Source organism: Agrococcus lahaulensis DSM 17612, assembly GCF_000425105.1.
Taxonomy (GTDB): domain Bacteria; phylum Actinomycetota; class Actinomycetes; order Actinomycetales; family Microbacteriaceae; genus Agrococcus; species Agrococcus lahaulensis.
This window is the reverse complement of sequence record NZ_AULD01000016.1, coordinates 13,989-36,008: the sequence shown is the minus strand read 5'-3', so window position 1 is coordinate 36,008 and position 22,020 is coordinate 13,989. Positions and strand designations below refer to the sequence as shown.

Genomic DNA, 22,020 nt, shown 5'->3' with positions numbered 1-22,020 from the left:
CTTCAAGGTTGTCTGATGACTCCACTCTACCGGGTCGGCCTACCCCGTCGGGTGCTCCGGCCTGAGCCCCAGCCCGATGAGCCTGCCCAAAGGGTGCCGCAGCGCCGGCGCGCGCTGCAGCACGCGCAGCGGCAGCGGCACGGGCACGGCGGCGCCGGGCTCCGCGACGCGCACGAGCACCGTCTCGAGCCGGCGCTGCACGGCTTGCACGACGCGGGCCGACGGCTCGCGCCGCCGCTGGATGCGGTGCAGCAGCGCCTCGCTCGGCCGGGCGGCCCGGAGCCCCGGCGCGAGCGTTCGCCGCGGCGACCGCGTCCTGGATCGCGAGGTTGATGCCGACGCCGCCCGCTGGCGACATCGCGTGCGCCGCGTCGCCGATCGCGAGCAGCCCGTCGCGGGAGGGCGAGGAAGCGATCGAGCAGCCCGAGCTCGTGCAGCACCTGCTGCGTCGAGGGGTGGACGGTGTCGCCGCGGAAGTCGCGCAGGAAGTCGCCGTGGCGCTCGAGCACGGCGGTGCGCACGCCCGCGCGCGAGAGCAGGAGGCCGAGCACGAGGCCCGCGGGCCCGCCGCCCACCACGATGCAGTCGTGCGTCCGCTCGGCCATGCGGCCATCATCCGCGCTCGCGCGCCCGTGCGCGCGCGGCGGCTCAGGCGCGCTGCGCCGCGATCCGGCCGAGCACGCCGTTGATGAACGCGCCGGAGCGGTCGGTCGAGAGCTCGTTCGCGAGGTGCACGGCCTCCGACACCACGACGCTCGCGGGCGCCGTCTCGTGCTCGAGCTCCCACGCACCGACCCGCAGGATCGCGAGGTCGGTGCGGGGCATCCGGTCGAGGGTCCAGTGCTCGCTCGACGAGGCGATGAGCTCGTCGAGGCCCTCGAGCTCGTCCGCGACGCCCGCGACGATCTCGCGCGCGAACGCGAACCACGGGTGCTTCGCCCAGCCGAGCCGAGCGGCGGTGTCGCGCAGCACGGCCTCCGGTGCCTCGTCCCGCGCCTGCGCGGAGTAGAGCACCTCGACGGCGTGCTTGCGCGCCTTGCGGCGCGAGGGGTAGGTCTCCTGACCGCTCACGTCAGTTGACGCGGCCGAGGTAGCTGCCGTCGCGCGTGTCGACCTTGATGCGCGTGCCCTGCTCGACGAAGAGCGGCACCTGGATCTCGGCGCCCGTCTCGACGGTCGCCGGCTTCGTGCCGGCACTCGAGCGGTCGCCCTGCAGGCCGGGCTCGGTGTACGTGATCTCGAGCACGACGGATGCGGGCAGCTCGACCTGGAGCGCCTCCCCCTCGTGCATCGAGATGGTCGCGGTGCCGTTCTCGAGCAGGTACTTCGAGGCGTCGCCGACGATGTCGGCGGGGATCGGCAGCTGCTCGTACGTGTCGTTGTCCATGAACACGAAGTCGGTGCCGTCGTTGTAGAGGAACTGGTAGTCGCGGCGGTCGACGGTCGCGAAGTCGATCTTCGTGCCGGCGTTGAAGGTCTTGTCGACGACCTTCTGGCTGCGCGCGTTGCGGAGCTTCGTGCGGACGAAGGCGCCGCCCTTGCCCGGCTTGACGTGCTGGAACTCGATGACGCTCCAGAGCTGGCCGTCGAGGTTGAGGACCGCGCCGTTCTTGATGTCGTTCGTGGTTGCCATGGGGTTCCGTTCCGTGGTGCGTGCTGGGACCCCCGCGGGGCCGACGAACGAGTCTAGCGGCCGACGATCGCAGCCGCGGCCAGGCGGTAGCCCTCGAGCCCGAAGCCGGCGATGACGCCCGTCGCGACGCCCGAGATCACCGAGGTGTGGCGGAAGGTCTCGCGCGCGTGCGGATTCGAGATGTGCACCTCGACGAGCGGCGCGACGCCCTGCAGCTGCGCGCACGCGTCCCGCAGCGCGTACGAGTAGTGCGTGAACGCCGCCGGGTTCAGGATCACGGGCGTGCGCGCATCCACCGCCTCGTGGATCCAGCGAACGAGCTCTGCCTCGTCGTCGGTCTGCCGCACGTCGGCCTCGACGCGCCGCTCGAGCGAGCCGGCCGCCTCGACGAGCGGGGCGATGTCGGCGATCGTCGCGGTGCCGTACACCTCGGGCTCGCGCGTGCCGAGCCGGCCGAGGTTGGGCCCGTTGAGGACGAGGATGCGCATGCCCCCATCCTGCCCGACCCGCGCCGCCCCGCGAGCGCGAGTGGCGCCTCCCGCAGGTGAGTGGCGCCTCCCGCAGGTGAGTGGCGCCTCCCGCAGGTCAGTGGCGCCTCCCGCAGGTCAGTGGCGCCTCCCGCAGGTCAGTGGCGCCTCCCGCAGGTCAGTGGCGCCTCCCGCGAGTCACTGGCGCCTCCGCGACCGCAGCGCCGTGGCTGGCATCGTCGCTGCGCTCGCACGCGAGCCGCCACTCACCCACCGACGCCGCCACTCACCCACCGACGTCGCCACTCACCCACCGGGGGCGCCACTCACCCACCGCGGGCGCCGCTCACGCGCGGGAGTGACCGTTCAGTCGGCGAGGGACTGGTAGGCCATGAACAGCAGGCTGTCGTCCGGGCCCTCGAGGATGCGGGGCTTCGCGACATCGTCGAGCACGACGAAGCGCAGCATCGAGCCGCGCGCCTTCTTGTCCTTGCGCATCGTGCCGAGCAGCGTCTGCCAGCGCCCGACGGGGTAGGTCGTCGGCAGCTCGAGCGACTGCAGGATCGCGCGGTGCCGGTCGACCACGGCCTCGGGGAGGCGGCCGGCGAGCCGCGAGAGCTCGGCGGCGAACACGAGCCCGATCGAGACGGCCGCGCCGTGGCGCCAGCGGTAGCGCTCGGTGTGCTCGATCGCGTGGCCGAGCGTGTGGCCGTAGTTGAGGAACTCGCGCTCCCCGCGCTCGCGGAAGTCGTTCGCGACGACGCGCGCCTTCACCTCGATCGAGCGCGCGACGACCTCCTCGAACTCCGGCGCCGTCGGGTCGGTCGCCGCGTCGAACGAGCCCTCGAGCAGCTCGAGGATGCGCGGGTCGGCGATGAAGCCGGCCTTCACGATCTCGGCGAAGCCCGTCAGGAGCTCGTTGCGCGGCAGCGAGTCGACGAGCTCGAGGTCGGCGACCACGACCGCGGGGTGGTGGAAGGCGCCGACGAGGTTCTTGCCCTGCTCGGTGTTGATGCCCGTCTTGCCGCCGACCGCGGCGTCGACGATGCCGAGCACGCTCGTGGGCGCCTGCAGCACGCGCACGCCGCGCAGCCACGTCGCGGCGACGAAGCCCGCGAGGTCGGTGACGGCGCCGCCGCCGAGGCCGAGCACCGCATCCGTCCTCGTGAACTCCGCCTGCCCCATGATCTGCCACAGGAACTGCGCGACCTCGATGCGCTTCGCCGCCTCGGCGTCCGGCACCTCGGCGAGCAGCACCTCGACGCCGTCGAGCTCGGCCTTCAGGTGGTCGGCGACGCGGCTCATCGCCGGCTGGTGCACGACGAGCAGGCGCTGCGCGTCGCCGAGCGAGGCGCGGAGGCGCTCGACGAGCACGCCGCGGCCGACGTGCACCTCGTAGGGGGCATCGGTCTCGACGCGGATCGTGGTCATGGGGTCTCCTTCGCGGTCACAGCTCGCGGTCGGCGAGCCAGGCCTGCAGCTCGTCGAGCAGGCGGGCCATCGGGGTCCTGGATGTGTCGAGGGTCACGTCGGCGAGGGAGCGGTAGAGCGGCTCGCGCTCCGCCGCGATGCGACGCCACGCGTCGATGCCGTCCGCGACGAGCGGCCGGGCGCCGCCCGCGAGACGGCGCTCGGCGGCGCGCTCGTCGACCGTCACGAGCACGACCGTCGCCGAGCGCAGCAGCTCGCGCGAGCCCTCGTCGAGCACCGCGCCGCCGCCGAGCGCCACGACCGTGCCCGGCACGAGCGCGCGCTGCACCGCCTCGGCCTCCCAGCGGCGGAAGGCGGGCTCGCCGTGCTCGGCGAAGATCTCGGGGATCGGCCCGTGCTCGAGCACCACGAGGCGGTCGGTGTCGGCGAAGGTGCGGCCGATGCGGCTCGCGAGCTTGCGGCCGAGCGAGGTCTTGCCGGCGGCCATCGGCCCGATGAGCGCGATCGGCGGCCGGTCGCTCGCCTCGTCGCCGGGTCGCGGTGCCGCACCCGACGGGGCCGCGCCGCCGGTCACGGCAGCGTGCGGAGGCGCTCGGGGATCGCGGCGACGTACGCCTCGAGGTTCCGCCGGGTCTCGGCGACCGAGTCGCCGCCGAACTTCTCGAGCATCGCGTCGGCGAGCACGAGCGCGACCATCGCCTCGGCGACGACGCCAGAGGCGGGCACGGCACACACGTCGCTGCGCTGGTGGTGCGCCTGGGCGGCCTCGCCCGTCGCGACGTCGACCGTGCGCAGCGCGCGCGGCACGGTCGCGATCGGCTTCATGCCCGCGCGCACCCGGAGCGGGTCGCCGGTCGTCATGCCGCCCTCGATGCCGCCCGCGCGGCCGGTCTCGCGACGCACGCCGTCGTCGCCGACGAGCAGCTCGTCGTGCGCGACGCTCCCCCGCCGCCGGGTGGTCTCGAAGCCGTCGCCGACCTCGACGCCCTTGATGGCCTGGATGCTCATGAGCGCCTGCGCGAGCCGGCCGTCGAGGCGGCGGTCCCAGTGCACGTAGGAGCCGAGGCCCGGCGGCAGGCCGTAGGCGAGCACCTCGACGATCCCGCCGAGCGTGTCGCCCGAGCGACGGGCGTCCTCGACCTCGGCGAGCATCGCGGCGCTCGTCGCGGGGTCGTTGCAGCGCAGCTCGTCGGCGTCGAGCCGGTCGACGTCGTCGGGCACCGGGAGCGGCGCGCCGTCGGGCACGCGCACGGGGCCGATCGAGAGCGTGTGGCTCACGAGCCGGACGCCGAGCTCGGCGAGGAGCGCGCGCGCGACGGCGCCGAGCGCGACGCGCGCGGCCGTCTCGCGGGCGCTCGCGCGCTCGAGCACGGGGCGCGCCTCGTCGAAGCCGTGCTTCTGCATGCCGACGAGGTCGGCGTGGCCGGGCCGGGGCCGCGTGAGCTTCGCGGCCCGGGCGCCCGTGAGCTCGCCCTCGAGCGGCGCGGCGCTCATGACCTCCTGCCACTTCGGCCACTCGGTGTTGCCGATGCGCAGCGCGACCGGGCCGCCCTGGCTGAGCCCGTGGCGCACGCCGCCCGAGATCGAGAGCTCGTCCTGCTCGAACTTCATGCGCGCGCCGCGGCCCGCGCCGAGCTTGCGGCGCTGCAGGTCGGCCTGGATCGCCTCCGCCGTCACGGGCACGCCCGCGGGCAGCCCTTCGAGGAGGGCGAGCAGTTCGGGGCCGTGGGATTCCCCGGCGGTGAGCCAGCGCAGCATGCTCACGATTCTTCCAGACCCGTCGCGGCCGCGAGCGCCGACCGCATCGCGGCCACGACGCGCTCCTCGTCGGGCAGCTGCGACGCGACGTCGCCCGCCGTGAAGATCCGCGCCTGCAGCACGGCTTGCCCCAGCAGCATCTCGCGGCCGTCGACGAGCGCGCCGGCGGGCACCGCGCCGCGGTAGCGAGACCCGCCCGCGCGCGCGTAGTCGGCATCGAGGAGCCTCGAGGGCGGATGCGCGAAGGCAGGCACGACGTCGGCCGCGGCGGGGAGGGTGGAGACGGCCGCGTCGACGGCGGGCAGCGGGTCGCCGAGCGGCTGCAGGGCGACCTCGACGCCGAGCCGCTCGCCGAGCGCGACGAGCTCGGCGCCCTTCGCCGGGCTGCGGAGCGCGACGGCGATGCTGCCGGCGCCGAGCTCGGCGAGCGCGACGAGCGCCGACGCCGCGGTCGCCCCCGCCCCGACGATCGCTCCGGTCGCGGCCGCCTCGAGCCCCGCGCCGGCGAAGGCGCGCACGATGCCGCCGACGTCGGTGTTCCAGCCTCGCGCGCGGGCGCCGAGCAGGAGCGTGTTCGCGGCGCCGGTCAGCCGCGCCCGCTCGTCGAGCGAGCTCGCCAGCAGCGCCGCCTCGCGCTTGAGCGGCGCGGTGACGGAGAGCCCGAGCCATGCCGCGTCGAGCACGTCGACGAAGCCCGCGAGCTCGCCGCCCCGCACCGGGCGGCGCTCGTAGCGCCAGTCGAGCCCGAGCTCCCGGGCGGCCGCGCCGTGCAGCACGGGCGAGAGCGAGTGCTCGATGGGCCAGCCGACGACCGCGAGCCGGCGGCTCGCGGCGAGCGCGCCGGCCGCCACGTCACCCGCCCCAGCCGGGGTTGTCGCGCAGGAACTGCTGGAACTGCTGCACCGCGACGTTGTGCTCGGCGAGCGTCTCGGAGAAGACCGTCTCGCCCGTGTCGGGGTTCACCGTGACGAAGTAAAGCCAGTCGCCCTCGGTCGGCGAGAGCGCCGCCTGGATCGCGACGTCGCCGGGCGCGCCGATCGGCCCGACGGGCAGGCCCGGCCGCGCGTAGGTGTTGTAGGGGTTGTCGGCGTCCGCGCGCTCCTCGGCCGTCGTCGTGACGACGTGGAGGTTGCCGGTGCCATAGGCGACGGTCGCGTCGGACTGCAGGCGCATGCCGATGTCGAGCCGGTTCTGGAACACCCGGGCGACGCGCCCGAAGTCCTCCGGCAGCCGCGCCTCGCGCTGCACGAGCGACGCGAAGGTCAGCACGCGCTGGCGGTCGGCCTCCGCGACGCCGGCCGCGTCGAGCGCCTGCACCTGGCGCGCGATCATCGCCTCGAGCACGCCCTCGGCGGTGACGCCCTCGTCGAACGTGTAGGTCGCCGGGAAGAGCCAGCCCTCGAGCGTGACGGCATCGGCCGGCAGGTCGAAGCGCGCGAGGTCGCTCTCGAGCTGCAGGAACTCGGCCTGCGGGATGCCGAGGTCGCGCTCGAGCCGCTCGTACACCTGCGGGAGCGTGAAGCCCTCGGGCACCGTGACGCGCAGCTCGGCCTTGTTCGCCGGGTCGAGGATCGCGTCGAGCGCGCCCTGCGCCGACATCTCGAGCTGCACGCGGTAGGCGCCGGGGTGCAGCTGGATCGACGGGTCGGCGATGAGGATGTCGGTGAACGCCTCGGTGCTCGCGATCACGCCCTGCTCGTACAGGGTCTGGGCGACGGCGTAGCCGTTGTCGCCCGGCTGCACCTGCACGACGACCTCGCCCGTGCCGGGGCCGGCGAAGTCCTCGGGCCCGCTGAAGCGGTCGGCGAGCCGCGGGACGATGACCGCGGCCGCGACCGCGATGCCGATGACGGCGACGAGCGCGATGCTCCAGCCGATGATGCGGCGCCGCTTGCGCGCCTGCCGCGCGCGGGCTCGACGTCCTGCCATGTCAGTCCTCCGTGGCGGCAGCGCCGCCGTCGCCGAGCAGCTCGCCGGGCGCTCGCCCGGCCGATCGCTCGCTGTCGAGTGCGTGCTGCAGGATCACGACCGCTGCAGCCTGGTCGATGCTCGCGCGCTGCTGGCGCGACGAGCGGCCGGCGGCTCGCATGCCGGCGGATGCCGTGACGGTCGAGAGCCGCTCGTCGACGAGCCGCACCGGCATCGCCGTCGCGAGGGCCGCGGCGATGTCGCGCGCGTCCTGCGTGCTCGGGGTGTCGCCGCCCGAGAGCGAGATCGGGAGGCCGACGACGGCCTCGATCGCGCCGAGCTCGGCCGCGATCGCGGCGAGCCGCGCGACGACGTCGACGTCGGCGCGCTGGATCGTCTCGACGGGCGTCGCGAGGAGCCCGTCGGGATCGCAGCGGGCGACGCCGACGCGGGCGCGGCCCACGTCGACGCCGATCCGGATGCCCCGTCGCACGGTCGTCGCGCCGCTCAGCGGCCGAGCCCCTCGCGCACGGCCTCGAGCGCTCGCGGCATCGCGCTCGCGTCCTGCCCGCCGCCCTGGGCCATGTCGGGCTTGCCGCCGCCGCCGCCGCCGAGCACCGCGGCCGCCGCCTTCGCGAGCGGTCCGGCCGCGGCGCCGCCGCGGCGGGCCGCGTCGTTCGTCGCCACGACGATCGCGGGCTTGCCGTCGACGGCGCCGCCGATCGCGACGACCGCGGCCTCGGCGCCGAGGCGCTCCCGCACCTGGCCTGCGAGCGAGCGCAGGTCGTCCTGCGAGCCGACCGCGCCGAGGTCGACGGCGGCGAGCAGCACGTCGCCGACGCGCGTCGCGGCATCGGCGATCGGCTGCACGCGCGACGCGAGCTGCTTCGACTCGAACTCGGCGATGCGCTTCTCGGCCGCCTTGAGCGAGAGCACGAGCTCCTCGATGCGTCCGGGCAGCTGCTCGCGCGGGGTCTTGAGCATGCCGGTGAGCTCGCTCACGAGCGTGCGCTCCGCGACCAGCTGGCGGAACGCATCCGCCCCCACCGCCGCCTCGACGCGACGGCTCGTCGAGCCGACGCTCGCCTCGCTCGTGATCGAGATGAGGCCGATCTGGCTCGACGCGTCGACGTGCGTGCCGCCGCACAGCTCGCGGGACCACGGGCCGCCGATGTCGACCATGCGCACCGTGTCGCCGTACTTCTCGCCGAAGAGCGCCATCGCGCCGAGCGCCTTCGCCTCGTCGAGCGGCATGAGCCGCGTCTCGACGGGCAGGTCGTCGCGGATCGCCGAGTTGGCGATGCCCTCGAGCTCCTGCCGCATGTCGTGCGAGAGCGCGCTCGACCACGAGAAGTCGAGCCGCATGTAGCCGGCCTTGTTGTAGGACCCCGACTGCGCCGCGTCGGGGCCGAGCAGCTGGCGGAGCGCCGCGTGCACGACGTGGGTCGCGGAGTGCGCCTGGTTGGCGCCGCGCCGGTAGCGCTCGTCGACGACGGAGCGCGCGACGTCGCCGACGGCGATCTCGCCCGAGGTGACGCGCACCATGTGGCTCGTGAGGCCCGCGACCGGGCGCTGCACGTCGAGCACGTCGGCCTCGAAGCCCGCGCCGATGAGCCGGCCCTGGTCGCTGTCCTGGCCGCCCGCCTCGGCGTAGAGCGACGTCGCGGTCAGCACGACCTCGACCTCCTGGCCGACGCCCGCGGTCTGCGCCGACGCGCCGTCGGCGATGATGCCGATGACCTCGCCGTCGGCCTCGAGCTCGTCGTAGCCGAGGAACGCCGTCTCGCCCTTCGCGCGCAGGTCGGCGTAGACCGACAGGTCGGCGAGCTGCCGGCGGCGCGACTTCGCGTCGGCCTTCGCGCGCGTGCGCTGCTCGCTCATGAGCGTCTCGAAGGTCGAGCGGTCGACCTCGAGGCCCGCCTCCTCTGCGATCTCCATCGTCAGGTCGATCGGGAAGCCGTACGTGTCGTGCAGCAGGAAGGCGGTCTTGCCGGGCACGACGTGGCCCGCGTCGGAGCGGACGCCCTGGATCGCGAGGTCGAGCACGGTCGAGCCGGCCTCGAGGGTCTTGAGGAAGGTCTCCTCCTCGGCGATCGCCATCCGCTCGATGCGGCCGAACGACTGCTCGAGCTCGGGGTAGGCGGTCGACATCGCGTCGAAGCTCGCGCGGAAGAGGGTCGGGAAGGTCGCCTCGTGCACGCCGAGCAGGCGCATCGAGCGGATCGAGCGGCGCATGAGGCGGCGCAGGATGTAGCCGCGGCCGTCGTTGCCGGGCGTGACGCCGTCGCCCATGAGCATGAGCGACGAGCGCACGTGGTCGGCGACCACGCGCATCCGCACGTCGTCCTCGGCGTCGGCGCCGTAGCGGCGGCCCGAGAGCTCGCTCGCGAGGTCGAGCACGGGCCGCACCTGATCGATCTCGTACATGTTCTGCACGCCCTGCTTGAGGAAGGCGACGCGCTCGAGGCCCATACCGGTGTCGATGTTCTTGCGCGGCAGCTCGCGCACGATCGTGAACTCGGTCTTCGAGCGCACGTCGGCGATCTCGTCCTGCATGAAGACGAGGTTCCAGATCTCGACGTAGCGGTCGCTGCCGGTCGCGGGCCCGCCGTCGGGGCCGTGCTCGGGGCCGAGGTCGAAGAAGATCTCGGAGTCGGGGCCTGCGGGGCCCGGCTGCCCGGTCATCCAGTAGTTGTCCTCGAGGCCGAGGCGCTGGATGCGCGCGGGGTCGACGTCGGTCGACTCGATCCAGAGCCGCTCCGCCTCGTCGTCGGTCTCGAAGACCGTGACCCACAGGTCGTCGGGGCTGAAGCCGTAGCCGCCGTCGGCCTCGGAGCCGGTCAGCAGCTCCCACGCCCAGACGATCGCCTCGCGCTTGAAGTAGTCGCCGAACGACCAGTTGCCGGCCATCTGGAAGAAGGTGCCGTGCCGCGGCGTGCGGCCGACCTCCTCGATGTCGTTCGTGCGGATGCACTTCTGCACGTCCGCGACGCGCGGCCACGGCGCGGGCACGCGGCCCGAGAGGTAGGGGATGAACGGCACCATGCCGGCGATCGTGAACATGATCGCCGGGTCGTCGCTCACGAGCGGCGCCGACGGCACGATCTGGTGGTCGCGGCGCTCGAAGTGCTCCAGGAAGCGGCGGTGGATCTCTGCGGTCTGCATTCGGTCAGGTCTCTCCGGCCCCAGCGGGGCATGACGAGCCCGGGCGCGGCGCGCCCGGGCTCGGATCGGGTGCGGTCACTCGCCTCGCAGCTCGCGGTCGCGAGCCTGGTAGCCGTCCTTGACGGCATCCGTGAACTCGCGGCTGCGGGCGTCGACGCTGTCGAGGAACGCCTTGCCCTTCTCGGTCTCCTCGATGCGGCGCGCGGCGAAGACGCCGATGACGACGCCGATGGCCAGGAACAGGAGCTTCTTCACAGCGGGTCCCCCTCGGGTGTCTGGGTGCGCCCGACGCCGGTCGCGGCCGGGGCGCAGTCAGTCTAACGACGAGAGGGGCCGCCTTCCGGCGACCCCTCTCGATGCATCGCTCGGATCAGCGAGCGGCGTAGTACTCGACGACGAGCTGGACCTCGGCCACGACGGGGACCTCGGCGCGCGCCGGGCGGCGCACGAGGCGCGCCTGCAGGCGGTCGAGCTGCACGTCGAGGTACGGCGGCACCGGGGGCAGCACGCCGGCGTGACCGCCGGCCGCGGCGACCTGGAAGGGCTCCATGCCCTCGCTGCGCTCGTGCACGTGGATGAGCTGGCCCGGCTTCACGCGGAACGACGGGCGGTCGACGCGCTGGCCGTCGACCATGATGTGGCGGTGCACGACGAGCTGGCGGGCCTGTGCGATGGTGCGGGCGAAGCCGGCGCGCAGCACGAGCGCGTCGAGGCGCATCTCGAGCAGCTCGACGAGGTTCTCACCCGTCAGGCCGGCCTGGCGGCGCGCCTCGTTGAACGTCGTGCGCAGCTGCGCCTCGCGGATGCCGTACTGGGCGCGCAGGCGCTGCTTCTCGCGGAGGCGGACGGCGTAGTCGCTGTCGGCCTTGCGCTTGGTGCGGCCGTGCTGGCCGGGGCCGTAGGGGCGCTTCTCGAGGTAGCGCGCGGCCTTGGGGGTGAGGGCGACGCCGAGGGCGCGCGAGAGGCGCACCTTCGAACGGGTACGGGACTTCGTGGACATGACTTCCTTCGCTGATTCGCTGCCGCGCGAGCGGCTGTCGCGGCCGAGTGCCGAGACCTAAGGAGGGTTGCGGGTCCGGATGCGTCGGCATGGCTGCCGTTGGACCGTCGACCAGGCTACCAGATCAGCGCTCGCCGGCGAGGATCCGCCGGATGCGCTCGAGCCGAGCGGCGACGTCGCGCTCGAACCCGTGCGCGCCGGGCTCGTAGTAGCGGCGCCCCACGAGCGGGTCGGGCAGGTGCTGCTGCGTCGCGACGCCGTGCGGCGCGTCGTGCGCGTAGCGGTAGCCCTTGCCGTGCCCGAGGCGCTTCGCGCCGGGGTAGTGCGCGTCGCGGAGGTGCGTGGGCACCCGGCCGAAGTCGCCGCGGCGCACGTCGGCGATCGCGCGGTCGATGCCGAGGTAGGAGCGGTTCGACTTCGGGGCGGTCGCGAGGTACACGACGGCCTCGGCGAGCGGGATGCGGCCCTCGGGCATGCCGATGAGCTGCACGGCCTGCGCGGCGGCGGTCGCGATGACGAGCCCCTGCGGGTCGGCCATCCCGATGTCCTCGCTCGCGAGCACGATGATGCGGCGGGCGATGAAGCGGGGGTCCTCCCCCGCCTCGATCATGCGCGCGAGGTAGTGGAGCGCCGCGTCGGGGTCGGAGCCGCGCACCGACTTGATGAACGCGGAGATGACGTCGTAGTGCTCGTCGCCCTGCCGGTCGTAGCGCAGCAGCGCCCGGTCGACCGCGCTCGCGAGCGCTTCGGCCGTCACGGTGACCGGCGCATCCGCTTCCGCTCCGGCCGGCTCGTCCCCGGCCGGATCTTCTCCGGCCGACTCGCCGCTGGCCGCCTCGAGCGCGTGCGCGCCCGCGGCCTCGAGCGCCGTGAGCGCGCGCCGGGCGTCGCCCGAGGAGAGCCGCACGAGCTGGGCGCGCGCGTCGTCGTCGAGCGCGATGCGCCCGCCGAAGCCGCGGGGGTCGGCGATCGCCCGCTCGACGAGCATGACGATGTCGTCGTCGTCGAGCGGCTCGAGCGTCAGCAGCAGCGAGCGCGACAGGAGCGGGCTGATGACGCTGAACGAGGGGTTCTCGGTCGTCGCCGCGATGAGCGTCACCCAGCCCTGCTCGACGCCGGGCAGCAGCGCGTCCTGCTGCGCCTTCGTGAACCGGTGGATCTCGTCGAGGAAGAGCACCGTCGAGCGCTGGTAGAGGTCGCGGTCGGTCAGCGCCGCCTCCATCACCTGCCGCACGTCCTTCACGCCGGCCGTCACCGCGCTCAGCTCGACGAACCGGCGGTCGGAGGAGTGCGCGATGGACTGCGCGAGCGTCGTCTTGCCGGTCCCGGGCGGCCCCCACAGGATGACGCTCTGCCCGCTCGCGGCGCCGCCGGTCTGGCTCGACGCGGCGAGGCGACGCAGCGGCGAGCCGGGGCCCAGCAGGTGCCGCTGGCCGACCACCTCGTCGAGGCTCGTCGGGCGCATCCGCACCGCGAGCGGCGCCGTCGTCCCCATGGCCATGGATCCAGCCTAGGCGCGGCCGCCCACACGGGCCCGCCGCGCCGAGCTCGGTCCCGCCCACGCGGTAGCCTGAACGCCGCATCGCGCGGGCGCGCGGAGCGAGAGGAGAGCCGAGTGGTCACGAAGCAGGAGCAGGAGCGCCGGGTGCGCGACTACCGCGCGCGGCAGGCGGTGCACGAGCGCCGCAAGCGCCGGCAGCGCCGCGACTCCCTCATCGGCGGCGGCCTCGCGCTCGTCGTGCTCCTCGGCGGCACCGCGCTCATCGCGCTCCAGCAGCCGGGCGATGCGGCCGACCCCGCCGACACGGCGGCGCCGGCGGCGAGCGAGAGCGCCGGCGAGTCGCTCGTGCCCGACCCCTCGCTCGCCGAGGGCCGCTCGTGGACCGGGACCATGACGCTGAACGGCGTCGAGCTCGGCGTCGAGCTCGACGGCGCAGCGGCGCCGCAAGCGGTCTCGGCCGTGCTCTTCGACACGCAGCGCGACTACTACGACGGCTCGACGTGCCATCGCCTGACGACGAGCGAGGGCTTCTCGGTGCTGCAGTGCGGCTCGATCGACGGGCAGGGCGGCGGCGACCCGTCGTTCATGTACGGGCCGATCGAGAACGCTCCCGCCGACGACCTGTACGCCGAGGGCACGATCGCCATGGCGCGCCAGAGCGGCAACGCCGAGTCGAACGGCCACCAGTTCTTCATCGTCTACGGCGACACGACGATCCCCTCCGACAGCGCCGGCGGCTACTCCGTCATCGGCCGCGTCACCTCGGGGCTCGATGCCCTGCGCGAGCAGGTCATCGCGAAGGGCACGCAGGGCGGCGTGCCCGACGGCCCGCCGGCCGAGCCCGTCACGATCGACGACTTCACGCTCGAGTAGCCCGCGCCGCGCATCGCGGTACGCTCGATGCGCCCCTCCCCTCGTCTGAGAGATCCCGTCATGACCGACTCCACCCAGCCCACCGACTCCGCCCCGGCGGAGGAGACCGCCCTCGCCGACGAGAGCGCCGTCGCGGAGCAGCCGACCGCTGCCCCGGAGCCGCTCGACGACGCGCAGCCCGAGGGCGAGGCGAGCGCCGCCGAGATGGCCGCGGCCGCCGACGCCGCGACCGGGATCCCGGTCGAGCAGGCCGTCGCCGAGCTCTCGGCCGACGAGGCGCCGGTCGAGGCCGCGTCCGCCGACGAGGCACCCGCGGTCGATGCCGACGAGGCCCCGGCCGACCAGCCTGCCGCCGCCGAAGCGGGCGCCGAGCCCGCGGCGAGCGACGCCGACGCGACCGCGGCCGAGCCCGCGATGGGTGAGCCCGTCATCGAGCGCGGCCTCGGCCGCGTCGACGCGACCGGCACCGTCGCGGTGCAGGAGGGCGAGCGCTGGCGCGTCGTCGGCCAGTTCCCCGACGTCGAGGCCGAGGAGGCGCTCGCGTACTTCGAGCGCAAGTTCGCCGACCTCGAGGGCCAGGTGCGCCTGCTCGAGCAGCGCATCCGCGGCGGGGCGAGCGCGCGCGACGTCGCGAAGGCCGCCTCGCACCTCTACAGCACGGTGCAGGACGCGAGCGCCGTCGGCGACATCCCCTCGCTCCTCACGCGGCTCGACGCCTTGCGCGGCGAGCTCGGCGAGCTCGAGGCGCAGCAGCAGGCCGCGAGCCGCGCCGAGGTCGAGGCCGCGCTCGCCGAGCGCACGAAGGTCGTCGAATCGATCGAGCAGCTCGCGAGCGGCGACCTCGCCAACGTGCAGTGGAAGCAGACGATGCAGAAGGTCGACGCGCTCTTCGCCGACTGGCAGCGGCTGCAGAAGGACGGCCCGCGGCTGTCGAAGAGCCAGGCGGATGCGCTCTGGAAGCGCTTCCGCGACGCTCGCGCGACGCTCGAGTCGGCGCGCCGCAAGTTCTTCGCCGAGCTCGACGCCTCCCACAAGGACGTGCGCGCCCGCAAGCAGGCGCTCGTCGAGCAGGCGCAGGCGCTCGCGTCGAAGGGCTCGGACGGCATCCCCGCCTACCGCGCGCTCCTCGACCAGTGGAAGGCCGCCGGCCGCGCGGGCCGCAAGGTCGACGACGCGCTGTGGGCTCAGTTCAAGGAGGCCGGCGACGTGCTCTTCGCGGCCAAGGCCGAGCAGGCGACGATCGACGACGAGCAGTACGCCGGCAACCTCGCCGCGAAGCGGGCCCTGCTCGACGAGGCCGCCCCGATCCTCGAGATGCAGGATCGCGCGAAGGCCCGCGAGGCGCTGCTCGGCATCCAGCGCCGCTGGGACGAGATCGGCCGCGTGCCGCGCGAGGCGCTCCGCGAGGTCGAGGACCGCATGCGGAAGATCGAGACGCACGTGCGCGAGCTCGATGAGCGGCACTGGAAGGCGTCGAACCCGGAGCGGAAGGCGCGCTCCGAGGGCCTCGCGGGGCAGCTCGAGGAGGCGATCGAGAAGCTCGAGGCCGAGATCGCCGAGACGACCGACGCGTCGAAGAAGGCCGAGCTCGAGGCCGAGCTGCAGACGAAGCGCTCGTGGCTCGAGGTCGTCGCCGCCGCCGGCTGACCTGACGACTCGAGGGCCGGGATCGCGAGATCCCGGCCCTCCGTCGTCGGCCGCGACGTACGGGCTCAGCCCTGCCCGAAGGCCGCGTCGAAGCGCGCCGCCGAGGGGTCGAGGTCGAAGCGCCGCAGCGACGCGAGCGCCTCGGGCGCGCCCTGCAGGCGATCCATGCCCGCGTCCTCCCACTCGATCGAGATCGGCCCGTCGTAGCCGATCGCGGTGAGCGTGCGGAACGCGTCGCCCCACGGCACGTCGCCGCGCCCCGCCGACACGAAGTCCCAGCCGCGCCGCGGGTGCCCCCACGGGAGGTGCGACGAGAGGATGCCGTTCCGCCCGTCGCCCATCCGCATCCTCGTGTCCTTGCAGTCGACGTGGTAGATGCGGTCGGCGAAGTCAGAGAGGAACGACACCGGGTCGATCCCCTGCCACAGCATGTGGCTCGGGTCCCAGTTGAGGCCGAAGGATGCGCGGTGCCCGATGGCCTCGAGCGCGCGCACCGTCGACCAGTGGTCGTAGGCGATCTCGCTCGGGTGCACCTCGTGGGCGAAGCGCACGCCGCACTCCTCGAAGACGTCGAGGATGGGGTGCCAGCGCTCGGCGAAGTCCTCGTAGCCGCGCTCGAAGACGGTGTCGGGCACGGGCGGGAACTGCGCGACGTACTGCCAGATCGACGAGCCGGTGAAGCCGACGACGGTCTGCACGCCGAGCGCGCGCGCCATCCGCGCGGTGTCCATGAGCTCGGCGGCGGCGCGCTGCCGCACGCCCTCCGGGTCGCCGTCGCCCCACACGCGCGGCCGAACGATCGCCTCGTGGCGGAAGTCGATCGGGTCGTCGCACACCGCTTGGCCGTGCAGGTGGTTCGAGATCGCCCAGACGCCGAGCCCGTTGCGCTCGAGGATCTCGCGGCGCCCGGCGACGTAGTCGGCATCGTCCCAGCGGGAGGCGTCGAGGTGGTCGCCCCAGCAGGCGATCTCGAGCCCGTCGAAGCCCCACGAGCCCGCGAGCCGCGCGACCTCCTCGAACGGCAGGTCGGCCCACTGGCTGGTGAACAGGGTGAAGGGTCGCGTCATCGCGTCGTCTCCGCTCGGTCGTCGTGGCCCTGGTCGGTCTCGCTCAGGTCGATCCTGGCACCGCCCGCCGCGTCGCTGCGCGCGACGGCGTCGAGCACGCGCTGCACCGCGAGGCCGTCGGCGAACGACGGCTCGGGCGGCGTGCCGGCGGCGATCGCGCGCAGCAGGTCGGCCGCTTGCGCGGTGAAGGTGCTGTCCCAGCCCAGCACGTGCCCGGGCGGCCACCACCCCTCGAGCAGCGGGTGGTGCGCCTCCGTCACGAGCACGCGCGCGGGCCAGCCGCCGCGGCCCGAGGTGACCGTGAGCTCGTTGAGCCGCTCGAGGTCGAACGCGATCGCGCCGTCGGTGCCGTGCACCTCGAGCTCGAGCGCGTTCTTCCTGCCCGCTGCGACGCGCGAGACCTCGAGCGACGCGGTCGCGCCGCGGGCGAGGTCGAGCAGCGCCCAGGCGGCGTCGTCGACGCTCACGCGGCGGGCGGCTCGCGGGAGCGGGCGAGGAGCTGCTCGCGGGCATCAGCGAGGTCGTCTACCGGCGATCGCTCCCGCTCGCGACCGAGCACCTGCGCATCGCGGCGAGCACGACGCAGGCGGATGCGGCGGTGCGGGGAGCGGTCGCGCTCGCGATCGAGCACGCCCTCTCCCCCGAGGTGCTCGACGCCGAGACCCGCGCGATGGCGTGAGCGCTCAGCCGGTCGTGATGCGGTAGACGTCGTAGACGCCGTCGATGCGGCGCACGGCGTTCAGCACGCTGTCGAGGTGCGTCACGTCGCCCATCTCGAACGCGAAGCGGCTGATCGCGAGGGCGTCGCTGCCGGTGTGCACGCTCGCCGAGAGGATGTTGACGTGGTGCTCGCTCAGCACGCGCGTGATGTCGCTCAGCAGCCCGGAGCGGTCGAGCGCCTCCACCTGGATGTTGACGAGGAAGAGGCCCTTCGACGTGGGAGCCCACTCGACCTCGATCATGCGCTCCGGCTCCTGCAGCAGCCCCTGCACGTTCGGGCATGAGCGCTGGTGCACGCTCACGCCCTGGCCGCGCGTGACGAAGCCGACGATGTCGTCTCCCGGCACGGGCGCGCAGCACTTCGAGAGCTTCACGAGGATGTCGTCGGCGCCGCGCACGAGCACGCCCGAGGCGCTCGACGCCGGCCGGGGCGCGCGCGTCGGGATCATCGGGATCGGCTGGTCGTCCTCGTCGGCCGACTCCTCCGCCCGCACCGCCGCGACGACCTTCTCGAGCACCGATTGCGTCGAGACCTGGCCCTCGCCGACGGCCGCGTAGAGCCCCGTGACGTCGTCGTACTTGAGCTGCGCGGCCACCTGGGCGAACGCATCCCGCCCCATGAGCTTCTGCAGCGGCAGGTCGTGGCGGCGCATCGCCTTCGCGATCGCCTCCTTGCCGACCTCGACCGCCTCGTCGCGCCGCTCGCGCTGGAACCACTGGCGGATCTTGCTGCGCGCGCGCTGCGAGGTCACGAAGCCCTGCCAGTCCTGGCTCGGCCCCGCGTCGGGGCTCTTCGACGTGAGCACCTCGACGACGTCGCCGGTCGCGAGCTTCGTGTCGAGCGGCACGAGCCGGCCGTTGACCTTCGCGCCCATCGTGCGGTGGCCGACCTCGGTGTGCACGGCGTAGGCGAAATCGACGGGCGTCGCGCCCGCGGGCAGCCCGATGACCTTCCCCTTGGGCGTGAAGACGTAGAGCTCCTTCGCGCCGATCTCGAAGCGCAGCGACTCGAGGAACTCGCCGGGGTCGGTCGTCTCCTCCTGCCAGTCGTTGATGTGCTGCAGCCACGCCATGTCGGTCGGCGACATCGCGCCGCCGCCCTGCTTGTACTTCCAGTGCGCCGCGACGCCGTACTCGGCGCGGCGGTGCATCTCCTCGGTGCGGATCTGGATCTCGACGTGGTGGCCGCGCGGGCCGATGACGGTCGTGTGGAGCGATTGGTAGAGGTTGAACTTCGGGGTGGCGATGTAGTCCTTGAGGCGCCCCGGCATGGGCTGCCAGCGGGCGTGGATCGCCCCGAGCACGGCGTAGCAGTCGCGCACGGTCGGCACGATGACGCGCACGCCGACGAGGTCGTAGATGTCGGCGAAGTCGTGGCCGCGCAGCCGCATCTTGTTGTAGATCGAGTAGTACTGCTTCGGCCGGCCCGCGATGCGGCCGCGGATCCGCTGCGCCCGCATGTCCTCCGTGAGGCCCGCGACGACCTCGTCGAGGTAGCGCTCGCGCTCGGGGGCGCGGGCCTCGACGAGGTTCTTGATCTCGAGGTAGACCTTCGGCTGCAGCACCGCGAACGAGAGGTCCTCGAGCTCGACCTTGATCGTCTGGATGCCGAGCCGGTGCGCGAGCGGCGCGTAGATCTCGATCGTCTCGCGCGCCTTGCGCTGCGCCGACTCGTCCGAGACGAAGCCCCACGTGCGCGCGTTGTGGAGGCGGTCGGCGAGCTTGATGACGAGCACGCGGATGTCCTTCGACATCGCGACGACCATCTTGCGCACGGTCTCCGCCTGGGCGGATTCGCCGTACTTGAGCTTGTCGAGCTTCGTGACCCCGTCGACGAGCATCGCGATCTCGTCGCCGAAGTCCGCGCGGCACTGCTCGAGGGTGTAGCTCGTGTCCTCGACCGTGTCGTGCAGCAGCGCCGCCGCGACCGTGATCGCGCCGATGCCGAGGTCGGCGAGGATCTGCGCGACGGCGACCGGGTGGGTGATGTAGGGCTCGCCCGACTTGCGGTACTGCCCCCGGTGCGCCTCCTCGGCGACGATGTACGCGCGCTGGATGAGGCCCGTGTCGGCCTTCGGGTGCTGCGCCTTGACCGTGCGGATGAGCTCGTCGACGGCGCCCGCGCGGTGCGAGCGCGAGAAGAGGAAGGGCAGGAGCGTGCGGAAGCCGCCCGAGGACTGCTGGGTGTCGCTCATCGCCCTTCCCCCTCCCTGCTAGACGACCGCCCCGCGCTCGCTCGCCGCGGGCTTGGCCTTCGCCTCGGCGATCGTGTCGCCCTGCCGCAGCTGCGCGTAGACGGGAGCGGCGACGAAGATCGACGACCAGGTGCCGACGATCGTGCCGATGAAGAGCGCGAGCGAGATGTCGCGCAGCGTGCCGGCGCCCAGCAGCAGCGCGCCGATGAAGAGCACCGACGCGATCGGCAGGGTCGCGACGATCGAGGTGTTGATCGATCGCACGATCGTCTGGTTGACCGCGAGGTTGATGTTGTCGAGCAGCCCGCCGCTCGTGCCGGGCGCGGTGTTCTCGCGCACCTTGTCGAACACGACGACCGTGTCGTAGAGCGAGTAGCCGAGGATCGTCAGGAAGCCGATCACGGCGGCCGGCGTCACCTCGAAGCCGACGATGCCGTAGACGCCCGCGGTCACGAGCAGGTCGAACGCGAGCGAGGCGAGCGCCGCGACGGCCATCTTCCAGGTGCGGAAGTAGACGGCGAGCACGATCGAGACGAGCACGAGGAAGACGACGAGCGCGCGGAGCGCCTGCTGCGAGACGTCGGCGCCCCACGACGGGCCGATGAAGGAGAACGCGACCTCGCCGCTCTCGACCCCGTAGAGGTCGGCGAGCGCTGCGCGCATCTCGGCCGCCTGCTCCTCGGTCACGGCGTCGGTCTGCACCCGCACGGTGTCGGAGCCGAGCGTGACGGCGCGCGCCTCGGCCTCGGGCGCGACCGACTCGACGGCCTCGGCGGCCCCCTCGGCGGACGCCGACGAGAGCCCCGTGACGCGGAACTCGCTGCCGCCGGTGAACTCGATGCCGAAGACGAAGCCGCCGCGGATCACGGTGCCGAGCGCGAGCAGGATGAGCACGCCGACGGCGACGGCCATCCAGAGCTTGCGCTTGCCGACGACCGGGAGCGATCGCTCGCCCGTGTAGAGCTCGTTGCCGATCGTGGTGAGCGAAGCCATCAGTCCTCCTTGGCCGTCGCGTCGGCCATGGCGGCCTTCCGCTCGGCGATCGTCTGGCGGCGCTGCGCCTCACCGGCCGAGCGCACGCCCTTGCCGGCGGCCACGGGCTCGCGGAACTTCGCGCGGCCGCGGTAGACGGCGCCGAGCGCTTGCGGGTCGAGGCCGGAGAGCCGGTGCCCCTGCGAGAAGAAGCGCGTGCGCGAGAGCAGTCGCAGCAGCGGATGCGTGAAGAGCGCGACGACCACGATGTCGATGAACGTCGTGATGCCGAGCGTGTAGGCGAACCCGCGCACGTTGCCGACCGAGAGCAGGAACAGGATCACGGCGGCGAGGAAGCTCACCGCATCCGAGACGAGGATCGTCCGGAACGCGCGCTTCCAGCCCGTCTCGAGCGCGCTCGAGAGGTGCTTGCCCTCGCGCAGCTCGTCTCGGATGCGCTCGAAGTACACGATGAACGAGTCGGCGGTGATGCCGATCGAGATCACGAGTCCCGCGATGCCCGCGAGCGAGAGCCGGTAGCCCTCGGTGCTCGAGAGGAACGTCACGACGAGGTAGGTGAGCACCGCCGCGATCGCGAGCGAGAGCACGACCACGAGCCCGAGCGCGCGGTACTGGAAGACCGAGTAGACGACGACGAGCACGAGGCCGATGAGGCCAGCGAGCAGGCCCGCGCGCAGCTGGTCGGCGCCGAGCGTCGCCGAGATCGTCTCGTTCGACTGCACCTGGAAGCCGATCGGCAGCGCGCCGAAGCGCAGCTGATCGGCGAGGCTCTGCGCCGCCTCCTGCGTGAAGTTGCCGAAGATCTGCGCGTTGCCGTCGGTGATGATGACGTTCGACGTGATCGGCATGAGCACGGTCTGGTCGAGCACGACCGCGAACTGGTTCTGCGGCTCGGGCAGGTTCGTGATGCCGCGCGTGGTCGCCTCGAAGCCGGCGGGGCCCTCGCCGTCGAGCTCGAGGTTCACGGCCCAGCCGCCTGTCGCCTGGCCCTGCGAGTTGGTCGCCGGGGCCACTTGCGCGTCGGCGATGTCGGCGCCCTCGACCGTCACCGGTCCGAGGATGAAGCGCGCGGTGCCGTCGGTGGAGCACGTGATGAACGGCTGATCGGCGGGCGCGACCGTCGTCGTGTCGACGGCGTCGCACTGGAACGCCTCGAACTCCGCGAAGAGCTCCGGCGTGATCCACGCCTGGTCCCACGCGCTCTCGGGCGTCGCGGTCGGCTCGCTCGGCGCGGGGGTCTCGGCGGGCGCGGGCGTCGTGCCGGGCGCGTTCGCGGGCGCCGAGGCGAGCACCGGGCGGAACTCCATCTTCGCGCTCGCCTGGATGCGCTGCATCGTCGCCTGGTCGGGCTCGCCCGGGAGGGCGACGACGATGTTGCGGCCGCCCTGGGTGGTGATCTCGGCCTCGGAGACACCCGAGGCGTCGACGCGCTGGCGGATGATCGCCACGGCCTGGTCGAGCTGCTCCTGCGAGACGGACGCGCCCTCGGCGACGACGGGCTCGAGCACGATCTGCGTGCCGCCCTCTAGGTCGAGCGCGAGCTCCGGGGTCCAGGAGCCGCCGCCCCACTGCACGGCGCCGAAGTTGACGCCGATGAGGCCCGCGATGAGCACCACGAGCCAGATGAGGGCGCGCGCCCCCTTCGATCGAGCCTTCGCCACT

General features: G+C 73.3%; 21 protein-coding genes and 1 pseudogene. 2 read left to right on the top strand and 20 right to left on the bottom strand.

The window, feature by feature from the left end; genetic code table 11:
• Positions 1-39: 39 nt before the first annotated feature.
• The 15 genes and pseudogenes from H508_RS17990 to H508_RS0108505 form a co-directional block, all read right to left on the bottom strand.
• Positions 40-210 (bottom strand): hypothetical protein, encoded by a 171-nt coding sequence (locus tag H508_RS17990; protein WP_342663267.1) that lies wholly within the window; start codon positions 208-210, stop codon positions 40-42.
• A gap of 268 nt (positions 211-478) precedes the next feature.
• Positions 479-605 (bottom strand): annotated as a pseudogene (locus tag H508_RS17985) (FAD-dependent monooxygenase); the annotation flags it as partial.
• Between the two features lie 43 nt (positions 606-648).
• Positions 649-1,071, bottom strand: coding sequence for a transcription antitermination factor NusB (gene nusB / locus H508_RS0108565; RefSeq protein WP_026373756.1), 423 nt, complete (start codon positions 1,069-1,071; stop codon positions 649-651).
• Between the two features lies 1 nt (position 1,072).
• Positions 1,073-1,633: an elongation factor P gene (efp, locus tag H508_RS0108560; RefSeq protein ID WP_026373755.1), complete on the bottom strand. Its 561-nt coding sequence runs from the start codon at positions 1,631-1,633 to the stop codon at positions 1,073-1,075.
• 53 nt (positions 1,634-1,686) lie between these two features.
• Positions 1,687-2,121, bottom strand: coding sequence for a type II 3-dehydroquinate dehydratase (aroQ, locus tag H508_RS0108555; RefSeq protein ID WP_026373754.1), 435 nt, complete (start codon positions 2,119-2,121; stop codon positions 1,687-1,689).
• A gap of 345 nt (positions 2,122-2,466) precedes the next feature.
• Positions 2,467-3,531: a 3-dehydroquinate synthase gene (aroB, locus tag H508_RS0108550; RefSeq protein ID WP_026373753.1), complete on the bottom strand. Its 1,065-nt coding sequence runs from the start codon at positions 3,529-3,531 to the stop codon at positions 2,467-2,469.
• 16 nt (positions 3,532-3,547) lie between these two features.
• Positions 3,548-4,105, bottom strand: a complete 558-nt coding sequence (locus H508_RS0108545; protein WP_342663266.1) for a shikimate kinase — start codon at positions 4,103-4,105, stop codon at positions 3,548-3,550.
• Entirely contained in the window at positions 4,102-5,289 is a 1,188-nt protein-coding gene (gene aroC / locus H508_RS0108540) for a chorismate synthase (RefSeq protein WP_026373751.1), read from the bottom strand. Before aroC ends, H508_RS0108545 begins: the two co-directional genes overlap by 4 nt.
• A 2-nt stretch (positions 5,290-5,291) precedes the next feature.
• Positions 5,292-6,140: a hypothetical protein gene (locus tag H508_RS0108535; protein WP_026373750.1), complete on the bottom strand. Its 849-nt coding sequence runs from the start codon at positions 6,138-6,140 to the stop codon at positions 5,292-5,294.
• 1 nt (position 6,141) lies between these two features.
• Complete coding sequence (mltG, locus tag H508_RS0108530) at positions 6,142-7,218, bottom strand: endolytic transglycosylase MltG (RefSeq protein WP_026373749.1); 1,077 nt, start codon at positions 7,216-7,218, stop codon at positions 6,142-6,144.
• Between the two features lies 1 nt (position 7,219).
• On the bottom strand, positions 7,220-7,690 hold the full coding sequence (gene ruvX, locus H508_RS17420) for a Holliday junction resolvase RuvX (protein ID WP_156906035.1): 471 nt from the start codon (positions 7,688-7,690) through the stop codon (positions 7,220-7,222).
• A gap of 14 nt (positions 7,691-7,704) precedes the next feature.
• Complete coding sequence (gene alaS, locus H508_RS0108520) at positions 7,705-10,362, bottom strand: alanine--tRNA ligase (RefSeq protein ID WP_026373748.1); 2,658 nt, start codon at positions 10,360-10,362, stop codon at positions 7,705-7,707.
• 75 nt (positions 10,363-10,437) lie between these two features.
• Positions 10,438-10,617 carry a hypothetical protein gene (locus H508_RS0108515; protein ID WP_026373747.1) on the bottom strand — a complete coding sequence of 60 codons (180 nt, stop codon included), beginning with the start codon at positions 10,615-10,617 and terminating at the stop codon, positions 10,438-10,440.
• A gap of 115 nt (positions 10,618-10,732) precedes the next feature.
• A complete protein-coding gene (rpsD, locus tag H508_RS0108510; protein WP_026373746.1) occupies positions 10,733-11,362 on the bottom strand; it encodes a 30S ribosomal protein S4 in 630 nt (209 codons plus the stop codon).
• A gap of 124 nt (positions 11,363-11,486) precedes the next feature.
• Positions 11,487-12,863 (bottom strand): replication-associated recombination protein A, encoded by a 1,377-nt coding sequence (locus H508_RS0108505; protein ID WP_084155245.1) that lies wholly within the window; start codon positions 12,861-12,863, stop codon positions 11,487-11,489.
• Positions 12,864-12,977: 114 nt separating this feature from the next.
• On the opposite strand from H508_RS0108505, the gene H508_RS0108500 reads away from it, so the two are divergent.
• Positions 12,978-13,736 (top strand): peptidylprolyl isomerase, encoded by a 759-nt coding sequence (locus H508_RS0108500; protein WP_026373744.1) that lies wholly within the window; start codon positions 12,978-12,980, stop codon positions 13,734-13,736.
• 60 nt (positions 13,737-13,796) lie between these two features.
• Entirely contained in the window at positions 13,797-15,383 is a 1,587-nt protein-coding gene (locus H508_RS0108495; protein WP_245569487.1) for a DUF349 domain-containing protein, read from the top strand.
• A 65-nt stretch (positions 15,384-15,448) separates the two neighbouring features.
• Here the strand turns inward: H508_RS0108495 and H508_RS0108490 are convergent, their stop codons facing one another.
• The 5 genes from H508_RS0108490 to secD form a co-directional block, all read right to left on the bottom strand.
• Positions 15,449-16,450 (bottom strand): sugar phosphate isomerase/epimerase family protein, encoded by a 1,002-nt coding sequence (locus tag H508_RS0108490; RefSeq protein ID WP_026373742.1) that lies wholly within the window; start codon positions 16,448-16,450, stop codon positions 15,449-15,451.
• Positions 16,447-16,917 (bottom strand): Gfo/Idh/MocA family oxidoreductase, encoded by a 471-nt coding sequence (locus H508_RS0108485; RefSeq protein WP_026373741.1) that lies wholly within the window; start codon positions 16,915-16,917, stop codon positions 16,447-16,449. The genes H508_RS0108490 and H508_RS0108485 overlap by 4 nt, the downstream gene beginning before the upstream one ends.
• Before the next feature lie 216 nt (positions 16,918-17,133).
• Positions 17,134-19,365, bottom strand: a complete 2,232-nt coding sequence (locus H508_RS0108475; protein ID WP_026373740.1) for a RelA/SpoT family protein — start codon at positions 19,363-19,365, stop codon at positions 17,134-17,136.
• A gap of 18 nt (positions 19,366-19,383) precedes the next feature.
• Entirely contained in the window at positions 19,384-20,358 is a 975-nt protein-coding gene (secF, locus tag H508_RS0108470) for a protein translocase subunit SecF (protein WP_026373739.1), read from the bottom strand.
• Positions 20,358-22,019: a protein translocase subunit SecD gene (gene secD / locus H508_RS0108465; protein ID WP_026373738.1), complete on the bottom strand. Its 1,662-nt coding sequence runs from the start codon at positions 22,017-22,019 to the stop codon at positions 20,358-20,360. The genes secF and secD overlap by 1 nt, the downstream gene beginning before the upstream one ends.
• Between the last annotated feature and the right edge of the window lies 1 nt (position 22,020).